The following is an 18,233-nucleotide window of genomic DNA, read 5'->3' on the forward strand; positions in this document are numbered from 1 at the left end:
TATGGGTTCCCGCCTACGCGGGAACGACGGGGCTATTCGATGTGCCCATTAATTACATAGAGAGAATCATCATGACCATAACAACCATCAATGGTTTCAACCTGACGGCCGCGCAAGTGGTGGCCGTGGCCCGCGACCGCCACATCGAGGTGGCGTTGGCCGCCTCCTCGCGCGCCGCGCTGAAGGAGAGCCGCGACTATATCGAGGCGACCTGGATGCACGACGAGGCGCCGATGATGTACAGCTTTAACACCGGCGTCGGCATGCTGAAGGACACCCGCGTCAAGGTCGAGGACATCGTGCTGTTCCAGACCCAACTGATCAAGGCGCACGCCGCCGGCATGGGCGAGCCGTTCTCGGAGGAGGTCAGCCGCGCCACGATGCTGCTGCGCGCCAACGCCTTCGCCAGCAACTATTCGGCGCCGCGCGTCGAGGTGGTCGACCGCCTGCTGGCCTTCGTCAACGCCGGCATCCACCCGATCATGCCGCAGAAGGGGTCGGTGGGCGCCTCGGGCGACTTGGCGCCGCTGGCCTATCTGGCCGCCGCCATCGCCGGTTTCCCCGAGGCCGAGGTGATGTATGAGGGGCGCCGCATGTCGGCGCCGGAGGCGATCGGCCTGTCCGGCGTCGGCCCGGTGGTGTTCGAGCTGAAGGCCAAGGACGCCTCGGCGCTGATCAACGGCTGCACCGTGTCGCTGGCGGTGGCGCTGCTGGCCGCCGCCGACGCGCGCAATATGCTGTCGGACGCCTGCCTGTCGCTCGGCCTGACCCTGGAGGCGATGCGCGCCGAGATGGCCGCCTTCGATCCGCGCATCCACGCGGCGCGGCCGCACGTGGGCCAGATCAAGACCGCTGCCATCGTGCGCCATCTGTTGGAGGGTTCGACCCGCACCACCCACGCCGCCCGCGCCGTGCAGTTCCCCGAGGAGCTGCGCCGCACCGACATTGCCTACACCGAGCGCATCCAGGACGTGTATTCGCTGCGCTGCGCGCCGCAGGTCTACGGTCCGGTGTTCGACGCGCTCGACTACATCGACACCATCCTCGACAAGGAAACCAACTCGGCCACCGACAATCCGCTGATCTTCGGCAAGGATGGCGGCGGCTTCGAGATCATCTCCGGCGGCAATTTCCACGGCCAATATCTGGCCCAGGCGATGGACTTGCTGGCGATGGCCGTGGCCGACCTGGGCAGCATCGTCGAGCGCCGCGTCGCCCGGCTGATCGACCCGACCCTGTCCTGGGGTTTGCCGCGCAACCTGATGTCGGGCGTGCGCGGCGTCAACACCGGCTATCCGGTGGTGCAGTGCTCGCTCAGCTCGCTGGTGATGGAGAACCGCACGCTGTGCATGCCGGGCAGCGTGGACAGCATTCCGGCCAAGGGCAACAGCGAGGACCATGTGTCGAACTCGACCTGGTGCGCGCGCAAGGCCGCCGTTGTTGTATCGAACACACAATACATTGTCGGCGTAGAAATGTTACTTGCGGCCCAGGCGCTGACGATGACGGAATCCTTGCTGCCCGGTTTTGTGCTCGGCAAGGGCACCCAGGCGGCCTACGATTCGGTGCGCGGGCAGATCGCCGCCTGCCTCGACGGCGACCGCTGGCTGCACGCCGACATCGAAATGGCGCGCTCCTTCGTGGTCAGCGGCTCGGTGCGCAAGGCGGTCGAGGCGAAGATCGGGAATTTTGTCTAGCTTGGCTTGGACCATCGAATAGGAGGGCAGAAAGGGGCAAAACGGCAGGATCTGCGCTTTGCCCCGTCCGATATAGGAATTCACAGATAGCAAGTATCCACCGCGCCGGACATGGCGAAGAGGGTGCTGGGATAAGGTCACACACTGGTCGGCCGCTGGTTGTTCCCCTGTTTAATCAGCGCATGACATATGAGAAGTATAAAAAAGAGAACAAGGAGACGCAAAATGTTGTTACTAGAAAAGTTTTTCAAGTTGAAAGAGAATGGGACGGATGTGCGCACCGAGCTGGTCGCCGGCCTGACCACCTTCCTGACGATGGCCTATATCATCTTCGTCAACCCCTCCATCCTGGGTGACGCCGGCATGCCCAAGGGCGCCGTGTTCGTCGCCACCTGCATCGCGGCGGCGCTCGGCTGTCTGATCATGGGCCTGTACGCCAATTACCCGATCGCGCTGGCGCCGGGCATGGGCTTGAACGCCTACTTCGCCTACGTGGTGGTGAAGGGCATGGGCATGCCGTGGGAGATGGCGCTGGGCGCGGTCTTTATTTCCGGCTGCCTGTTCCTGTTCGTCAGCGTGTTCAAGCTGCGCGAGATCATCGTCAACGGCATTCCGCATTCGATACGCACCGCCATCACCGTCGGCATCGGCTTGTTCCTCGGTTTGATTTCGCTGAAGAGCGCCGGTATTGTCGTGGCCAATCCGTCCACCTTGGTCTCGGTGGGCGACCTGCACAAGGCGCCGCCGCTGTTGGCCATCGTCGGTTTCTTCGTCATCGTCGCGCTGGACCGTCTGGCGGTCAAGGGGGCGATTCTGATCGGCATCCTGGCGGTGACGGTGCTCAGTTTCTTCGTCGGCGGCAACCACTTCGACGGTCTGGTGGCGGCGCCGCCGTCGCTGGCGCCGACGCTGTTCAAGCTCGACATCATGGGCGCGTTGTCGGTCGGCCTGCTGAACGTGGTGCTGGTGTTCTTCCTGGTGGAATTGTTCGACGCCACCGGCACCTTGATGGGCGTGGCCAACCGCGCCGGCCTGCTGGTCAACGGCAAGATGGAACGCCTCAACAAGGCCTTGATGGCCGACAGCTGCGCCATCGCCGCCGGCTCGCTGCTGGGCACCTCCAGCACCACCGCCTACATCGAAAGCGCCGCCGGCGTGCAAGCGGGCGGCCGCACCGGCCTGACCGCCGTCGCCGTCGCCGTGCTGTTCCTGGCCTGCCTGTTCATTTCGCCGCTGGCCGCCGTGGTGCCGTCGTACGCGACCGCGCCGGCGCTGCTGTACGTGTCTTGCCTGATGTTGCGTGAACTGGTCGAGATCGACTGGTCCGACACCACCGAAAGCGTGCCGGCCGCGATTGCCGCGCTGACCATGCCGTTCACCTATTCGATCGCCCTGGGCGTGGCTTTCGGCTTCATCTCCTACGCGGTGTTGAAGCTGTTGACCGGCCGGGTGCGCGAAGTGCGCCCTGTCATTTGGGCGATCGCCTGCGTGTTCACGTTCAAGTTCGTCTACCTCGGCGCGGGTTGAGCCGGATCTCATCTGACTCTTACCTGCGTCTCATCTGAGTCCATTTTATCTTTGACCGGCGGCGCCACGGCGCTTGCCGCGCTGCCGGTCGCCCTGTCAATTCATCTGGAATACATAAAAATGTTTAACACCACCAATAAATACCTGCCACAACTGTTGTGCATCGCCTGCGTCAGCCTGGCCGGCACGGTCCACGCCGCCGACTGGAGCGACACCTCGATCAGCTATCGCACCGGCAACGATTACCGCGAGCCGTTCAACCCACAGGATATTTCCAAGCACATCTTCGCGCTGACCCATGTCAGCGGTTACAAGTACGGAAGCAACTATTTCAACGCCGACTTCCTGATTTCGGATAAGAACGATCCGGCTTCGCTGAACCAGACCGGCGGCGCGCAGGAAGCCTACATCCTCTATCGCAACACCTTCGACCTGGGCAAGATCACCGGCAAGCCCATCAAGTTTGGCCCGGTCAACGGCGTCGGCATCACCGCCGGCTTCGACGTCAACACCAAGAACGACGTCGGCTACAACTCGCGCAAGCGCATGCTGGTGCTGGGACCGACCTTGATGTGGGAGGTGCCGGGCCATCTGAACACCAGCCTGCTGCTGGTCAACGAGAGCAACGCACCGAGCGGCGCCTTCGCGCCGATCTCCGGCGTGACCGGCCGCTACACCTACAAGACGCACGCGATGCTGGCGGCCGACTGGGCGATTCCGCTCGGCACGCTGGTGGCTTTCGAGGGCTTCGCCAACTTCATCGGCGCCAAGGGCAAGGACGAGGTCGGCCGCGACACCGGCGCGGAAACCAATATCGACATGCAGTTGATGGTCGACGTGGGGGCCTTGGCGGGCAGCGCCAAGAACACTTTCCGCGTCGGCGTCGAGTACCAGTACTGGCGCAACAAGTTCGGCAATACCTCGGCGATTACCGGCGGCCAGGGCCATGTCGCCAAGACGCCGATGCTGCGCGCCGAGTACCACTTCTAAGCGCAGCGCTAAAATCCGTCGCTCCGCAAGGGCAGACCGCCTGCGCAAGTGGGAATCCATGTTGTGCTAGGCAGCATGCGGCGTAAGGGGGAACTCATGCGGGGCATGGGGGGAACTCATGCGGGGCATGGGGGGAACTCATGCGGGGCATGGGTTCCCGCCTGCGCGGGAACGACGATGCTAGGCGGGCAATGCTGCGGCTGCTGGCGTTGACGTCGACGTCGACGAACTGCCGTGCGCCCCTGCTTCGACCTTGATGCCACGGACCAGCAAGTAGAGTCCGCTGACGATCTCGCTGACAAACATCGGTGCAAAGCCGAACTGGGTCAGCGCCGCATGTTCCGGTAGGATAAAGTTCGTCAGGCTGACGAGCACCACCAGAACCGATGCGGCAATACCGATGACGGCCTGCACCTTCGGCAAATAGGCCGATTTCAGAAACAGGCTGAAGAACAAAATCGAGCCGCAGCCGAAGAACAGGGTCGAGCTATTGAAACCGACGAAATGGCTGTGGCGCGCCAACGTCAGCAGTGTCTGCCACTGTTCAGTGCCGCCGGCAGCTAGGCCTCCGCCGGTGCCGATGTAGGTGGTGTAAATGCGCAGCTGTTCGAAGCTGAAGATGAGGATGATCGCGCCGATAAAAGTTTCGCCGAGCCGGAACAGCAGGGCCAAATTGGCGAGGCGCTCGTTGACCGGTTTCAGGGCGACATACAGGGCATAGGCCAGCACGGTCGTGCACAGCGGCGTCAACACCTGCAGGGTCAGCGCGAACCGGTACAGATGTTCCGACGCGGCGGCGTGGCGCGCGGCGGCGGCAAAATCGCCATTGCCGACGATGCCGGAAATGATAAATTCGCCACTCATGTACATGACGATCAGCAGCAAATAGACGAAACCGGCGATGCGGGCGTAGTAAATCTGTGTCGTTTGATCCGAGGTATTTTGCATCGTGCGCCTTTTCTTTCCGTGACTAAAAAAATATAGTATTGTTGCAAGCCTGAAAACCTAGCAAGACTATCCGGAAGGCACGCGAAAGAACATGACTCCACGCATCAATGACATGATCCCAGGTTGCATCGTGCCCCGCAGCGATGGCTGAGTTGACGGTTGCGGCCGGCGTCGCGCGCGGCTTGATGGAGGTGGCGGTATCCAGGGGCGCCAACCGTGACGCGCTGGCACAGCGCGCGGCGATCGATGTGAGCGTCCTCGACGACCAGGACAAGCGGGTGCCGTTTGCCAGTTATGTGGCACTTATGCGGGCGGGCAAGGAATTGTGCAACGATCCCGCGCTGGCGCTGCATTACGCCGAGGAGATCGACCTGTCCGAGGTGTCCATCGTCGGACTGCTCGGCCACGCCTCGGCGACCATGCTCGACGCCTTCGCGCAACTCAATCGGTATGGGCAACTGGTGGTCGAGGTCGAGGTTGAAGGCGTCGCCGTTGCCGACCGGTTTCAGCTGCTGCCAAGCAAGGGGGAGCTGTGGCTTGTCGATAATCGCAAACGGCCCAACGATTGTCCCGAGTTGACCGAAGCGACTTTCGCCCGCATGGTGTGCGGCACGCGCCGCTTCGGCGATACGCCGTTTGTCAAGGCGCTGCACGTCACGCATGCCGATCCCGGTTATCGCGCCGAGTACGAGCGGATTTTTCGCGCGCCGGTGGTGTTCGGCAGCGACAGGAACGCGATGCTGATCGATGCGGCGTGGCTGAGCCATCGCATCGCGCTGGTGCCGCGCTATGTGTTCGGTATTTTGAGCGAGCACGCGCAGACTTTGCTGAAGAAGCTGGAGAATTCGAAATCGACGCGTGGCCGCGTCGAGTGCATATTGATGCCGGTGCTGCATACCGGCAGCGCCAGCATGGACTTGGTCGCCGGCCAGATGGGGCTGAGTCGCCAGACTTTGTTTCGCAAGTTGAAAGCCGAGGAGACCACCTTCGAGAAGGTTTTGGACGAGTTGCGTCATGCGCTGGCGCAGCATTACCTGAGCGGGAAGAAGGTCTCGGTCAACGAGACGACCTATCTGGTCGGTTTTTCCGATCCGGCGGCTTTTTCGCGGGCGTTCAAACGCTGGACCGGATTCAGCCCGCGCGACGCGCGGCAAGCCTTTAATTCCGCCACGGACTAGATAGTGTGCGTCAGGGGATGACCAGGATGGTCTTGACGCTGTCGTCCACCGCCGACTTCTCGATGTAGCCGATGGCGTTGACGTCGGCCGCGATGGCCTTCTTGACCTCGGCGCTGGAGTGCATCTCGGCCGGCGCCACGCCCTTGCCGGTGAAGACGATCTTGGCCCAGGCCGCCTTGACCTGGGAGATGTCCTTGCCGGAAAGCTTCTGGTAGAACTCGGCGCGGATCGGCGATTTTTCCGCCTGGTCGAGCGGCACGAACATGCTCGATTTGCCGAGGAAGAACTGGGACGCCTGCTCGGAGAACATGCGGGTGGCCGGGTTTTTCGGATTGACGACGACGGCGATCTCGATCGCCAGCGCCGGTGCGCCGGCACACATCAGGGTAAGGCCGAGCAAGCCGGTGCGGAAGGCGTTGTGCATGGTGTTCTCGCTAAGAATCACGGCCGCCGGCTTGCGCTGCGGCCCTGCCGATCGGATGGTCGCCGGCCGCAGCCGGCTCGGGCGCTTCAGAACACCGTCTGCCAGGACGCCGAAATTAGGTCGGCGTTGCCGGTGAACAGCCACTTCGATTCGTCCTTGATGCGGTCGTACTGCACCTTGAAGGCTTGCGAGGAGGTGAAGTCCCAGCGGTAGCTGAGCGACTTGGTGCTGTGTTTTTCGGTGGCGGTGGGCCAGTAGGCGGCCCGTTCGCGGAATTGCGACCAGGACAACATGACCGTGTGCGCGCCCCATTTGCGGCCGCCCGAATAGGACTGGGCGGTGTAGGTGTTCTTGACCGAGGGGCGGTCGATATAGTTGAGCTCGCTGCGCAGTATCCAGTCCTTGTAGTCGACATTGAGCGACAGGCCGTAGAAGGATTGGCCGACGTCGTTGACGAAGTCGCCGTTGGCGCCGGTCATCACCAAGGAGCGCACGCCGTTGACGACAGCGAAGCGCTCGACCACCGTGTGCATGTAGACGCCGCGCGCGGTGACGATGTCGTTGCTGACGTCGAGATAGCCGCCAATCATCTTTTTCCAATGCTCGTCGATCTGGGTCGAATAGTAGATGCTGCCGAGCAAGGTATTGTCCTTGGTCTTGCGGTGGCCTACCCACACGTTGCCGTTGATGTTCCAGTCGCCCACCGAGCCGGAATACAGGACGTTGGCGCCATCGTAGGAATAGATTTGCCAGGCATATAAATCCTGCGAGGGGCGTACCCAGGGATAGGCGTAGCCGACGTACATATAATCGGAATAGTAATATAGCGGCAGCCGCTTGCGGCCGAATTGCACGGTCCAGGCATCGTCGATTTTATAACTGCCATACGCCCAATCGGCATTGACCGAACTATCGGCGCCGCGCGCGACCAATTGCACGGTGGCCGACATTTGTGGCGTGAATTTGAAATTGCCTTGGACACCGGCCAGAGATTCGGGCGCCAGATCGGTCTTGTGATATTCGTAGACGCCGGCGTATTCGTAATTGCTGACGAAGCAGGGACACTGATAGCTGACACCGGGTTTGGCGCTCAAGGTGTAGGGCGTGGGGCCGCTTTGGCCATTGGTCGGATCGCCACTGAGCACGCGGCCGGCGGTGACTTGGGCGAAGCCGCTGAAACTGCTGTCGACGGCGTGGGCGGAGGTGGCCAGCGTGCCGAATATCGTAATAATCGCCAAATAGAGTTGATTTAAACGCATGGCCCGATCCTTTTATTATTTGGAATGGTGGAATTCCCTGTTGAAGAATTTACTATTCAAAAATGAAAAAATCAAGCTGGCGAAGTTTATATGTCTTTTTTATGGGAAAATTTCAAACCACCATTATTTATTTCAATTTTATAATGTTGGTATTTATAAAATCAAGGTTCCACTGAATGGCTGCGTTTTAAACAGCGCAGAACGAAGGTCGAGCGGCTGTGGCGCAGGCCGGGCAAACGGTATAGTTTGCGGCGCAGGAATTCCTCGTAGCCGGCGGTGCCGGCCACCGCCACCTTGATCAGATAGTCGTATTCGCCGGTCAGCAGATAGGCCTCCATCACCTCCGGCAGGTCGGCCAGCGCCTGGCCGAATTTTTCGAAGATCTCGTCGTCGTGGCGGTCCAGTGTGACCTCGATGATGACGGTGTCCGGGAAGCCCAGCGCCTTCTGGCTGAGCAGGGCGGCATAGCCTTCGATCACGCCGCGCTCCTCCAACGCACGCACGCGGTTCCAGCAGGGCGTGGTGGATAGGCCGACCTTTTCCGCCAGCTTGGTGTTGCTCAGGCGGCCGTCAAGGCGCAGCTCGCGCAGGATGCGCCGGTCAATTTCGTCGAGTTGGGCTTGATGATCCATGGGTCTTTATCGTCCAAGTAGAAAATTCCATTGAATCGTCATTGTATGGTGGATTCTTCTCTGTTTGGCGGTATTTCGCATAAAGTATGGAAGCCTATTTTACACCCGGCTGGCTATAGTGGAGGCATGAATACTTCCACCGCCCCCTACAAAAAGGTTCTCCGCTTCGGCGTGGAGAACGACGCCGCCCTTGCCACGCTGGAGGCCGCGTTGGCGATTATTCGCCGTTTGGAGATCGAGTTGTGCAGCCTGCGCACCAGCGCGGGAGAGGAGGGGATGGACGTGCAAATCCGCCTGGCGGCGGCCGAGGAAGAGCCGCTGGTGCTGTGCCGCATGCGGCTGCACAATGTGATTGGCATCCTCAGCATTCGTGAAATGCCGGTGCTGGTGGCGTCACAGGAGCGGCGGCATCTGGCATAGCCGCCGCCCGGCGTTGCCGCTCAGCCCTTCAGATAGATGTACTTGAACAGGAAGATCGCGGCGATCACCCAGACCACCGGCTTGACCTGGCGCGCGCGGCCGGTCAGCAACTTCAGGCCGGCGTAGGTGATGAAGCCGAAAGCGATGCCGTGGGCGATCGAGTAGGTGAAGGGGATGGCCAGCGCGGTGACCGCCGCCGGCACGCTTTCGGTGCTTTCGCTCCAGTCCACCTCGGTGAGATCGCGCAGCATCAGGCAGGCGACGAACAACAGCGCCGGCGCGGTGGCGTAGGCCGGCACCACGCCGGCGATCGGCGCGACGAACAGGCAGGCCAGGAACAGCAAGGCCACCACGACGGCGGTCAGGCCGGTGCGGCCGCCGGCCTGCACGCCGGCCGCGCTTTCGATATAGGCGGTGGTGCTGGAGGTGCCGAGCATGGAGCCGGCGACGATGGCGCAGCTGTCGGCCATCAGCGCCTTGTTCAGGCGGATCATCTTACCGTCGACCAGCAGGCCGCCACGGCTGGCCACGCCCATCAGCGTGCCGGTGGCGTCGAACAGCTCGACCAGGAAGAACACCAGCACCACGTTGAGGATGCCGACCGAGAGGGCGGCCTTGGGATCGAACGCGAACAGGGTGGCGTCGATCGACGGCGGCAGCGAGACGAAGCCGTGGAAGGTGTTCCCGCCGACGAAGAAGCTGAGGATGGTGACGGTGACGATGCCGATCAGGATCGCGCCCGGAACGCGCAGGCGGTCCAGCGCGACGATCAGCATGAAGCCGGCGATGGCCATGACGGCGGCCGGCTTGTGCAGGTCGCCCACGCCGACCATGGTGGCCGGGTTGGCGACGACGATGCCGGCGCTCTTCATGGCGATCAGGGCGAGGAACAGGCCGATGCCGACGGTGATGGCGGTGCGCAGCGAGTGCGGGATGCCGTTGACGATTTGCTCGCGGATCTTGAACAGGCTGACGACGATGAACAGGCAGCCGGAGATGAACACGGCGCCCAGCGCGGTCTGCCAGGGCACGCCCATGCCCAGCACGACGGCGTAGGCGAAGTAGGCGTTCAGGCCCATGCCGGGCGCCATGCCGATCGGGTAGTTGGCGTACAGGCCCATGATGAGCGTGCCCAACGCGGCGGCCAGGCAGGTGGCGACGAAGACGGCGTCTTTCGGCATGCCCGCGTCGGCCAGGATGGTCGGGTTCACGAAGATGATGTAGGCCATCGTGAGGAAGGTGGTGAGGCCGGCGATGACCTCGGTGCGGACGTTGGTGCCATGCTCTTTGAGCTTGAAGAATGTATCGAGAGTGGACAAGTGCGTCTCCGTGATTAGGCCAGTGGTGCCGCGCGCGCGGGCCGACAGGATATCACGGATGGTGATGTGGCCGGGCGTGGCGCGGCCAGCAAGCCGGCGCGCTCAAGACTACCCCACGGCGTGAAACTGGGGTCGGACCCCGCGGGGTCCGCCCCCGGCTCTCTGCCTTTGGGGTGGGGAAAGGCGTCCTGCGCCTGGAGACTCAGTCCAGCTTGAGGGCGCGGGCGACGTCGTCCCAGGCGACGTATTTGAAGTTCTGCGCGCCGTCCGGCAGGCGTTTGTAGCCGTCCTGCACCACCAGCATGCCCTTGGCGTAGGCGCCGCCCAGGTTGGCCGAGGTGACGTCCAGACCGTCCGTCTCCGAGGTGCCGTCGATGCCGGCGGCCAGGTTGAAGCCGATGCGGAAGGCGCCGCGCATCTTGTACGGCGGCAGGGCGTCGAGCACCACGTAGCTGTTGCTGCCCTGGCTGGAGACGACCAGGTAATCGGCCTTGGCGCCGTGGTAGAGCGCCATGCCTTCGACGTCGGCGGTCAGGTGCGGGCCGACCGGCAGCGCCATGGTCAGCGCGTCGGGCTTGGCGGCATCGGCCGAGGTGACCCAGACGCCGCGCTTTTCCTCACCCAGGTAGAGGCGGGCGTTGCGGTCGTCGGCGACGCAGCCCTCGGGTTGGCTGGCCACCTTGAACTTGCGCAGCAGCGTGCTGGCGAAGCGGCCATCCTGGCGGCCGATACGGTATTGCAGGAAGGTGCCGTCCTTGTCGTTGATGAAGACTTCCAGGCCGCCGGCGCTTGGCTGGTAGGAGCAGATGCCGTAGATTTTATCCAGCCCGGTGGGGAAGCGGGCGGCCTCGCTGACCTGGCCGGCGGGGTCTATATTGAACAGCACCAGCGTGTTGTCGTCGCGCTGGGTGGCCACCGCCAAGTCAAAGCGCTGCTGGTCGAGCAGCACGTTCTGGCGCAGGTCGACGTTGTTCAGGCGGCCGACCTCCAGCAGTTGCAGCTGCTTGCCTTGCAGGTCGTAGACCAGTAGGCCCTGCTTCTTGTTGGTGCCGAGGACGCGCGAGGCGGAGCGGTCGGTCGGATGCAGCCAGATGGCGGGATCGTCGGCGGCGTCGCCGGGACGGGCCATCGGTTCGGTCTGGGCGCGCGGTTCGATGATGGGAAGCGGCGCGGCCACGACGGCCTTGGGCGCCGGCCAGGCCAGCGGGCGGATCTGCCAGGACTTGGCGGCGTCGTCCGGCAGCAGCAGTTGCGCTTGCGCGCGCGGCGGCGTGGCACTGGCACTGGCACTGGCACTGGCACCGGTACTGGAACCGGCACCGGCACCAGCGGCGGGAGCGGCGGCGAGGCGCACGGCCAGCTGCTTGGCGCCGCCCACGCTTTGCCGGCCGACGGCTTGCCACACGCCGTCGCGTTGGCGCAGCAGGTGCAGGGTTTTGCCCTTGGCATCGAGCAGGGCGACGCCGCCCGGCAGCACGGCCAGCGCGCCGGCGCCGCCTTCCAGCTTGCCGTAGGGCGCACGCAGGGCCACCGGCTGGCGGCCGCCCATGCCTTCGGCGTCGGCGTCGTAGGCCCACAGGCCGACGTTGCTCTCGCTGGCGAACAAGGTCTGGCTGGCGTCGTCGACACGGCAGTGCTTGACGTGCGGTGGCAGTGCCAGCTTGCGCACCAGTTGGCGCTGTTCGCCGTGCAGCACCCATTGCTCGGCCTGGCCATCCTTCCCGATCAGGAACAGGTGGTCGAGCTGCTGCTGGTCGCGGAACAGGCAGGCGGATTCGATGCCGTACGTTGGCGCCGGCAGCGGCGCCTGCTGGCGCAGCTGGCCGGTCTTGGTGTCGACGACGATGATTTGCGCGCGGTCGGTGTTGGCGTCCAGGACCATGGCCAGCGCGCCGTCGGTGTGGCTGCGCACATCGAGCTGCTTGGCGCGCATCGCCAACACGGCGCGCTCCTTGCCGGCGGCGTCGAGCAGGTGCAGGCCCTGCTTGTCCAAGGTCAGCCAGCCGCCGTCGGGCAGCGCGGCCAGTTCCTGCGCGCGGGCGGTGGCGCCGGGCGTGGCTTGAATGGTGCCGGTCGTGGCGTAGCTCGGCGTGGCTAGTATGCTCAGCAGGGCGGCGCCGACGGCGCTCTTGATTGTGTGTTTGCTCATTTCAGTCTTCTTCATTGTTGTTGTGGGCATGTCGCGTATGGGTTCCCGCCTGCGCGGGAACGACGGGGACTTAAAACAGATTGGCCTTCAGGCTGATCTTGTAGGTGCGGCCGTACTGCTCGTACTGGGCGTTGTGGCCCTTGCTGCCCTGGTAGACGTAGTACTTCTCGTTGTTCAGGTTGGCCGCCTCGAACACCAGTTGCAGCTGTTTGTTGAGCTGGTAGGCGAAGGAGAAGTCGAGCTGCTTCTGCGTGTCGACGATGCGGTCCTGCGCCGGGTTGAGGATGTCCGCGCCCAGCTCCAGCAGATACGGCGACTTGTAGTTGAGCGCCAGGCGGGTGCTGACGGCGCCGCTCTCGTAGCCCAGCATCAGGTTGAGCATGCGGTCGGACTGGCCGGGCATGTCGATGCTGCGGCCCAGCGTGGTCTTGGCGGCCAGGTCGTAGCGGGCGATGTGGGCGCTGGAGTCGGACCAGGTGCCGTTGGCGCCGACGATCAGGCGGTTCCACGGCGACGGCAGCATGCGCAGCGGCTGGCTGTAGGACAGCTCCAGGCCGCGCACGCTGGCCGTGTCGCCGTTGGCGAACGAGGTCGCGGTGGTGTAGCCGGCCCACTGTCCGGTGCCGGCCAGGTTGGTGGTGTAGGTGAAGTTCCTGATATCCTTGTGGAAGAGGTAGGCCGAGACGGCGCCGCCGTCGGCGCCCAGCACGCGCTCGATGCCCAGGTCCAAATTGGTCGACTTGAGCGGCGCCAGGTCCGGGTTGCCGATGCTCGCCTCGGTGGCGCTGGCCAGGCTGACGCCGGGCGCCAGCTGGCTGAAGTTGGCGCGCACCACGGCGTGGGTCCAGGCGGCGCGCACACTGGTTTTGTGATCGACGTCGTAGCGCAGCTGGGCCGACGGCAGCCAGTTGGTGTAGGCGCGTTCGCGCCGCAGCGGCGTGATGGCGCCGCCGCTGACCTGCGAGCCCGAAGCCGCGAAGCGGGTGCGTTCGGCGCGCACGCCGGCCAGCAGGTGCCAGGCGTCGAGGGTGACGCTGTCCTGCACGTAGGCGGCGTCGATATCCTCGTTCATCTGGTAGTCGTTGATGCTCGATTCCAGTGTCAGGCGGGCGGCGTTGCGGTCCAGGCCGGCGACGCGGGCGCGCAGCAGCGCCGGGTCGATGGCGCTGCCGATGCGGCCGAGCGGATAATCCAGCGCCTGGCCTTGGACGAAGCCGGCCATCGACACGCCGCCGGCGCCCCAGTAGTTGGGGCTGGAGCTCTTGGCGCTGTTGTACTGCCACTGGTTGGTGTCGTTGCTCTTCTCGCGGCGGCTGGCCTTGAGGCCGAACTTCAGCGTCGAGCGGGCCTGGCCCAGGTCGAACTCGTGGCTCAGGTCGACGCGCGCCTGGTTGGCCTTGTCGGCCGAATAGCGCTGCTGCAGGCTGATCGCGTTCAGGCTGTAGTTGGCCGGATCGAAGATGGCGGCCGGCGCCACCAGGTGGGGCAGGGCGCCGTCGCTGAAGCCGACGCCGGCGAAGTTGGCGTTGCCACGGAAGCGGCCATCGTTCAAGGCCTCCGGGGTGTCCTCGTCGGCCTTGTTGGCGGAGCCGGACAATGCCAACTTCCAGTCGCCGAACTGCTGCTCGCTGCCCAGCACGAAGGAGCGGATGGTCTGGGTGTATTTGCGCTGGCGGATGCGGCGCTCGGCGCGCGCGCTGGCGGTGGCGCCTTCGGCCACGGCGCCGCCGCTGATGTTGCTGATGGTCAGACGGTCGCGCACCTCGTCGTCGCTGAAGCGGCTGAGGAAGCTGCGCAGATAGTAGCTGCTGCCTGCCTCGGGGCGGTAGTCGAGATTGAGCGCGAAGGCGTTGCGCTCGCGGACCGGCAGATAGTCGCGCAGCTCGAAGCCGCCCAGGCGCTCGCCGTCCCAGGCGCCGCCGGTCTCCACGTTGTCCGAGCCGAATTTGCGCTTCTCCAGACTCAGGCCGGCGGCCACGCCCAGCTTGCCGTCCATAAAGCGCTGCGCGCCCAGCAGGGAGGCGTTGGGGCTGGTCTTGCCGGTGTTCTGGTCGTAGCTGGCGCCGGCGCTGGCCGACAGCAGGCGGCCCGGCAGGTCGAAGGCGGACAGCGATTTGACCTCGACGGTGGCGCCCAGCGAGTTGGCGTCCTGGTCCGGCGTCAGCGTCTTGCTCACCTCCAGCGAGCGAATCAGACCGGCCGGCAGCACGTCCAGCGCCACGGCGCGGCGGCCCGCCTCGGGCGAAGGCACCAGCGCGCCGTTGATGGTGACCGCGTTCAGGTCCGGACCCATGCCGCGCACGGTGATGTAGCGGCCCTCGCCCTGGTCGCGCTGCACCGACACGCCCGGCAGGCGGGCCAGCGCCTCGGCGGCGTTCTTGTCCGGCAGGCCGCCGATATCGTCGCTGCTGATGACGCTGATGATGTTGTCGGCCTTCTCCTGCGCCGCGACGGCCTTGCTCATGGCGACGCGCTGGCCGGTGACGACCACGCGCGAATGGTGTTCCGGCTCGGCGGCGGCGTTGGCGTTGACCTCGGCCGCGTTGACGGAGGTGGCGTGGCCGGCCAACATGGTCAGCACGCCGATGGCCAGGGCGGACAGGCGGCAGCCGTGCTGTGGTTCGGTGCGGGTGGAAGAAAGGCGGATCGGAGTGGTCATGGTCTGGTCTGGGAAAGAAGAAAGTGGCCGGATTCTAGGCAGCCAATATGTCCGTCCCGTGACACGTGCTGGCGGCACCGCGCCGAAAGCGGTCATGGCGGCCCGTTTGGCGGCTCGCCGGCGAAGATGTGAGCCGGATTGACCCGCTCAACCGGGGGCAGCAACCTCCAACGGCAACCGCGCAACCGGGGTCAGCAACCGGGGGCAGAGCAACCGGGGTCAGTGCCGACATTCGTACACGGACTGAGCAGTAACGCGGCTCTGCGGTGCGCGTCCATTGTTGAGCTCGTGTCCGAATGTCGGCACTGACCCCGGGGAAGCGCGGGGCGGGGGAGCGACGGATTTTTTACGCATCGGTGAGCTGTTTGCACCTCCCGGCGTTGCGCGGCGATGTTGTTGACGTTGTCATCATGACGTCATCAGGCGCGGCTATGCTGCGGCACCAATCATTCCATTTACCCGCCGCCGCCATGCTCCGTCTGCACCGCCTCACCTTGTTCTCCGCCGCCCTGGCCCTGGTGGTCTGGTATCTTTTGTACGCGAATATCGGCACGGCCAAGCCCTTCCACACCTGGAAGTGGATGGACATCGTCAGCGAGGGCGGCACGGCGCTGATGGCCGGCGTCTGGTTCCTGTTCACGCTGAGCAGCCGGCCCGGCGGCCGTGTGACGAATCTGCTGGCCGGCGGCTTGGCGGCGATCATGCTCGGCTCCTGGGCCGACTGCCTCGACGAGTTTTTCCACATCAGCAAAGACCAGGTCTGGGACAACTGGCTGGAGGCGCTGGTGCCGTGCGGGATGCTGCTGCTCACCGGCGGCATGTATTACTGGCGCCAGGAGCAGTTCCGCCTGAACGATCACCTGCGCAAGCGCGAGCGCCTGTTCCGCGACCACCGCGCCTTCGACCGCATCACCCAACTGGCCAACGCCGACTACCTGCGCGACCAGATCCGGCTGGAGCAGTCGGGCCGGCCCGGCGTCGACTGCGCGCTGGTGCTGCTCGATATCGACCGCTTCCACCTCATCAACCGCGAGTTCGGCCAGCAGGAGGGCGACCGCGTGCTGCAGGCGGTGGGCCATATGCTGCTGCTGAACCTGCGCGGCGACGACCTGCTGTGCCGCTACGCCGGCGACCGCTTCGCCGTCCTGATGCCGGACACCGGCCTGGCCGAGGCCGAGGCGCTGGCCAGCCACCTGTGCGCGATGGTGGGGCAGATGCGCCATCACGGCAAGGCCGGCGCCGTGCCGGTCAGCCTGCGCCACGCCTGCTCGATGGCGGACGCGGAGCCGGACGCGCTGCTCGGCGCCTTGAGCCGTGCGGTGGAGACGCCGGCCGCCACCAGCGCCGTTTCTGCCGCCGCTGTCAGGGCGGCTGCCGACAGCGTTGCCGCCGCGGCGGCAGGTGCGAGTGCCGGCGCCAGCGCCGGCCCGGCGCGCGCCACCGCGCCGGCATGATCGCCTATCGCGGCGCGGGCGAGGCCTGCATCGCCGCGCAGCACCAACCTGCGTTGGTGCTCGACTACGCGCGCAGCCGCGACGCCGACGGCGTCCACCTGCTGCGCGACACCGGACTGGATGGCAGCGACATCCCCGCCGCCGGCCGCGCCGTCAGCCCGCTGCAGTATGCCCAGTTGATCCGCAACGTGCTGCGCGAGCTCGATAGCGCCGACACCAGTTTCATGCTGGGCCAGCAGATGCTGCCCGGGCACTACGGTGAAATCAGCCACGCCCTGCTGCACGCGCAGACGCTGCGCCAGGCGCTGCAGATCCTGTGCGAGTTCGCCAGCCGACTGTGTCCGCTGCTGCGGCCGCGTTGGCGCGAGGAGGGCGCGCTGGCCGTGGTCTACTGGATGGACAGCTTCGGCCTGCCGGCGCTGCGCCCGGCGCTGGTGGAGATGCACATGACGGCGCTGGCGGCGATGTGCCGCTGGCTCGGCGGCGAACGGCTGCCGTGGCGTTTCTGCTTCAACCGCGCCAGTCCGCGCCACACCGAGCAGCACCAGGTGCACCTGGGCCAGGAGCTGCGCTTCGACTGCCACCTCGACGCCATGCTGATCGACGCCGCCTGGCTGGACCGGCCCTGGCCGCGCGGCAGCGCGATGGCCGCCTCGGTGGCGCTGCGCGCCGTCGAGCTGGAGGCGGCGCGCGCGCCGCTGCATCCCGGCCTGCTCGACGCGCTGTACGACTTTTTGCTCGAACGGGTGCGCGGCGCGCCGACCCTGGAGCTGACCGCCGCCGCCTTCGACGTCAGTCCGGCCACGCTGAAGCGCCACCTGCTGCGCCACGGCAGCCACTTCCAGGCGGAGTTGGACCAGGTGCGCACCCATGTCGCCATCTACCTGTTCCAGACCCGCCGCGCCGACAACGACACCGTCGCCGCCTACCTCGGCTTCCACGACGCCACCAACTTCCGCCGCTCCTTCAAGCGCTGGACCGGGCAGACGCCGGGTTTGCTGCGCGACGCGCTGCACGTTTGAGCTGGATTGATTACGTCACCAAGGTGCATTATTCGGCGGAAAGTTTGCTCGGCATCATCAACGACATCCTGGATTTTTCGAAAATCGAGGCCGGCAAGATGTCGATGGAAAGCATCGATTTTTAGACAGGGGGGGGGCAGTACCGTTGCCGTGCCTAAGCGTGCGGAAGCGCCGCTTGCCATGTCGCCGATGGATCTTCCCGGGATCGATACGCATGCAGGGTTGCAAGTGGCGGCAATGGATGCCCGGCTGTATCGCAAACTATTGGCCATGTTTGTCGAAGACCATGCCGATTTCGCCGATCAGTTCAGCGAAAGCTCGGCCGCCGGCCGACAAGAAGAGACGGTTCGACTGGCGCACACGCTCAAAGGCACGTCCGGCAATATCGGCGCATCCGGCGTCCGCGCGGCGGCGGAAAAACTGGAGACGCTGTGTGCGAACAATGCGGATGCCGCAGCCATTGCGGCGGCCTTGGCGGACACCGTGCAATGACACGGCGGCATTGGACCTGTTTGATTTTGACGAGGCCTTGAGCCAGTTTGGGGAGCCGCAGTA

Annotated in this window: 16 protein-coding genes; 9 read left to right on the top strand and 7 right to left on the bottom strand. The window is 64.8% G+C overall.

All coding sequences use genetic code 11. The features are described from left to right. Positions 1-71: 71 nt before the first annotated feature. The 3 genes from H7U20_RS23820 (at position 72) to H7U20_RS23830 (ending at position 4,214) form a co-directional block, all read left to right on the top strand. Positions 72-1,697: an HAL/PAL/TAL family ammonia-lyase gene (locus H7U20_RS23820; RefSeq protein ID WP_199761627.1), complete on the top strand. Its 1,626-nt coding sequence runs from the start codon at positions 72-74 to the stop codon at positions 1,695-1,697. Between the two features lie 225 nt (positions 1,698-1,922). Further along, positions 1,923-3,224 carry an NCS2 family permease gene (locus H7U20_RS23825; RefSeq protein WP_199761628.1) on the top strand — a complete coding sequence of 434 codons (1,302 nt, stop codon included), beginning with the start codon at positions 1,923-1,925 and terminating at the stop codon, positions 3,222-3,224. Positions 3,225-3,344: 120 nt separating this feature from the next. Further along, positions 3,345-4,214, top strand: coding sequence for an outer envelope protein (locus H7U20_RS23830; RefSeq protein ID WP_199761629.1), 870 nt, complete (start codon positions 3,345-3,347; stop codon positions 4,212-4,214). Between the two features lie 180 nt (positions 4,215-4,394). Here the strand turns inward: H7U20_RS23830 and H7U20_RS23835 are convergent, their stop codons facing one another. Beyond that, entirely contained in the window at positions 4,395-5,162 is a 768-nt protein-coding gene (locus H7U20_RS23835; RefSeq protein WP_199761630.1) for a DUF4386 domain-containing protein, read from the bottom strand. 143 nt (positions 5,163-5,305) lie between these two features. On the opposite strand from H7U20_RS23835, the gene H7U20_RS23840 reads away from it, so the two are divergent. Then, positions 5,306-6,340 carry an AraC family transcriptional regulator gene (locus H7U20_RS23840; RefSeq protein ID WP_199761631.1) on the top strand — a complete coding sequence of 345 codons (1,035 nt, stop codon included), beginning with the start codon at positions 5,306-5,308 and terminating at the stop codon, positions 6,338-6,340. A 10-nt stretch (positions 6,341-6,350) separates the two neighbouring features. Here H7U20_RS23840 and H7U20_RS23845 read toward each other — a convergent pair whose 3' ends face one another. The 3 genes from H7U20_RS23845 to H7U20_RS23855 form a co-directional block, all read right to left on the bottom strand. After that, positions 6,351-6,764 carry a type 2 periplasmic-binding domain-containing protein gene (locus tag H7U20_RS23845; protein ID WP_370593239.1) on the bottom strand — a complete coding sequence of 138 codons (414 nt, stop codon included), beginning with the start codon at positions 6,762-6,764 and terminating at the stop codon, positions 6,351-6,353. 86 nt (positions 6,765-6,850) lie between these two features. Continuing rightward, positions 6,851-8,023 carry a hypothetical protein gene (locus H7U20_RS23850; RefSeq protein ID WP_199761632.1) on the bottom strand — a complete coding sequence of 391 codons (1,173 nt, stop codon included), beginning with the start codon at positions 8,021-8,023 and terminating at the stop codon, positions 6,851-6,853. Between the two features lie 161 nt (positions 8,024-8,184). After that, positions 8,185-8,655 carry an Lrp/AsnC family transcriptional regulator gene (locus tag H7U20_RS23855; protein ID WP_199761633.1) on the bottom strand — a complete coding sequence of 157 codons (471 nt, stop codon included), beginning with the start codon at positions 8,653-8,655 and terminating at the stop codon, positions 8,185-8,187. A gap of 126 nt (positions 8,656-8,781) precedes the next feature. Here H7U20_RS23855 and H7U20_RS23860 point away from each other — a divergent pair, with 126 nt between their 5' ends. Then, the gene (locus tag H7U20_RS23860) at positions 8,782-9,075 is read left to right on the top strand and encodes a hypothetical protein (RefSeq protein WP_199761634.1); all 294 of its coding nucleotides are present in this window, start codon (positions 8,782-8,784) and stop codon (positions 9,073-9,075) included. 20 nt (positions 9,076-9,095) lie between these two features. On the opposite strand, the gene H7U20_RS23865 is transcribed toward H7U20_RS23860, so the two are convergent. From H7U20_RS23865 to H7U20_RS23875, 3 genes are all read right to left on the bottom strand, one after another. Then, positions 9,096-10,394 (bottom strand): NCS2 family permease, encoded by a 1,299-nt coding sequence (locus H7U20_RS23865; RefSeq protein ID WP_199761635.1) that lies wholly within the window; start codon positions 10,392-10,394, stop codon positions 9,096-9,098. Positions 10,395-10,596: 202 nt separating this feature from the next. Beyond that, complete coding sequence (locus H7U20_RS23870; protein ID WP_233411033.1) at positions 10,597-12,543, bottom strand: phytase; 1,947 nt, start codon at positions 12,541-12,543, stop codon at positions 10,597-10,599. Positions 12,544-12,613: 70 nt separating this feature from the next. Continuing rightward, entirely contained in the window at positions 12,614-15,202 is a 2,589-nt protein-coding gene (locus H7U20_RS23875; RefSeq protein WP_199761636.1) for a TonB-dependent receptor, read from the bottom strand. A 470-nt stretch (positions 15,203-15,672) separates the two neighbouring features. Here H7U20_RS23875 and H7U20_RS23880 point away from each other — a divergent pair, with 470 nt between their 5' ends. From H7U20_RS23880 to H7U20_RS23890, 4 genes are read left to right on the top strand one after another with little or no spacing between them, the layout of a single operon-like run. Then, a complete protein-coding gene (locus H7U20_RS23880) occupies positions 15,673-16,656 on the top strand; it encodes a GGDEF domain-containing protein (RefSeq protein ID WP_199761637.1) in 984 nt (327 codons plus the stop codon). Further along, positions 16,653-17,678 (top strand): AraC family transcriptional regulator, encoded by a 1,026-nt coding sequence (locus H7U20_RS23885; protein WP_199761638.1) that lies wholly within the window; start codon positions 16,653-16,655, stop codon positions 17,676-17,678. Before H7U20_RS23880 ends, H7U20_RS23885 begins: the two co-directional genes overlap by 4 nt. Beyond that, entirely contained in the window at positions 17,675-17,803 is a 129-nt protein-coding gene (locus H7U20_RS30725) for a hypothetical protein (RefSeq protein ID WP_255522881.1), read from the top strand. The genes H7U20_RS23885 and H7U20_RS30725 overlap by 4 nt, the downstream gene beginning before the upstream one ends. Before the next feature lie 55 nt (positions 17,804-17,858). Continuing rightward, on the top strand, positions 17,859-18,170 hold the full coding sequence (locus tag H7U20_RS23890) for an Hpt domain-containing protein (RefSeq protein WP_199761639.1): 312 nt from the start codon (positions 17,859-17,861) through the stop codon (positions 18,168-18,170). Positions 18,171-18,233: the final 63 nt, after the last annotated feature.

This window comes from Rugamonas violacea (genome assembly GCF_016461825.1).
Classification (GTDB): Bacteria; Pseudomonadota; Gammaproteobacteria; order Burkholderiales; family Burkholderiaceae_D; genus Rugamonas.